Here is a 1479-nt window from a genome sequence, read left to right as displayed (position 1 = left end):
CAGTTCCTGGCCCATGCCGAGTCGTTGGGCGCCCTGGCCGGTGAAGAGGAATGCTGTTTGGCCGGGGCGGGGGGTTTGTGGGGGCTGGGGTGTGTCGTCTTGTGCCAGGGTTTTTGCGGCTTGGAGGAGTTCTTCGCGATTGGTGCCGGTCAGTACGGCGCGGTGTTCGAAGGTTGCTCGTTCTGTTGCCAGTGACAGGGCGACGTCCTGTGCGGTCAGCCCCAGGCGGGTCTCCAGGTGTGTCGCCAGTCGGGTGGCCTGATCGCGGAGGGCCTGCACGCTCTTACCCGACAACACCCAGGGGATCAGCGGTAGTTCGGTTTGCTCGACGGTGTCCTGACTCTCGGAGACGGCCGGGGGCTCTTCGATGACGACGTGGGCGTTCGTCCCACCGAAACCGAAGGAGGAGACGCCCGCGCGGCGCGGCCGGCCGTCGGTGACGGGCCACTCCCGCGCGTCGGTCAGCAGCTCGACCGTGCCGGTGTCCCAGTCCACGTGGCTGGACGGTTCGCCCACATGCAGTGTTCGCGGCAGCACCCCGTGCCGCATCGCCTCGATCATCTTGATCACACCGCCGACACCGGCGGCCGCCTGCGCGTGGCCGATGTTCGACTTCAGTGAGCCGAGGTAGAGGGGATGCCCGGCGGGGCGTCCCTGTCCGTAGGTGGCGAGGAGGGCTTGTGCCTCGATGGGGTCGCCGAGGCGGGTTCCGGTGCCGTGGGCTTCTACGGCGTCGATGTCGTTGGTGTTCAGTCCGGCGTTTGCGAGTGCTTGGCGGATCACACGTTCCTGGGAGGGGCCGTTGGGTGCGGTGAGTCCGTTGCTGGCTCCGTCCTGGTTGACGGCGGTGCCGCGGATTACGGCCAGTACTCGGTGGCCGTTTTTGCGGGCGTCGGAGAGCCGTTCGACCAGGAGCAGGCCGACTCCTTCGGACCAGCCGGTGCCGTCGGCGTCGTCGGAGAAGGACTTGCAGCGGCCGTCGGCCGACAGACCACGCAGCCGGGAGAACTCCACGAACGCCGTCGGCGTCGACATGACGGCCACGCCGCCGGCGAGCGCGAGGTCGCACTCGCCGTTGCGCAGCGCGCCCGCGGCCATGTGCAGTGCCACCAGCGAGGAGGAGCAGGCCGTGTCGACCGTGACGGCCGGGCCCTCCAGGCCGAAGGTGTACGCCATCCGGCCCGAGGCGATGGAGCCCGCGCTGCCGCTGAAGAGGTAGCCCTCGGTGCCCTCGGCGGGCAGGTGAGGGCGGGAGCCGTAGTCGTTGTACATGGCGCCGGTGAACACGCCGGTCGCGCTGCCGCGCAGTTCGGCCGGGTCGATGCCCGCGTTCTCGAACGTCTCCCAGGCGGTCTCCAGCAGCAGGCGTTGCTGTGGGTCGATGGCGGTTGCCTCGCGTGGTGACATGCCGAAGAACTCGCGGTCGAACAGGTCCGCGTCGTGCAGGAAGCCGCCTTCGCGGACGTATGACGTGCCGGT

General features: G+C 69.0%; 1 protein-coding gene. It reads right to left on the bottom strand.

What is annotated here, in order from left to right:
• Nucleotides 1-1479, bottom strand: a 1479-nt coding sequence (locus ACWC9R_RS37050) for a type I polyketide synthase (protein WP_450738280.1), incomplete at both ends; no start/stop codon positions are given.

This window comes from Streptomyces sp. NPDC001219 (assembly GCF_053597915.1).
The sequence above is the reverse complement of the archived record's forward strand: the minus strand, read 5'-3'. Positions and strand labels throughout refer to the sequence as shown.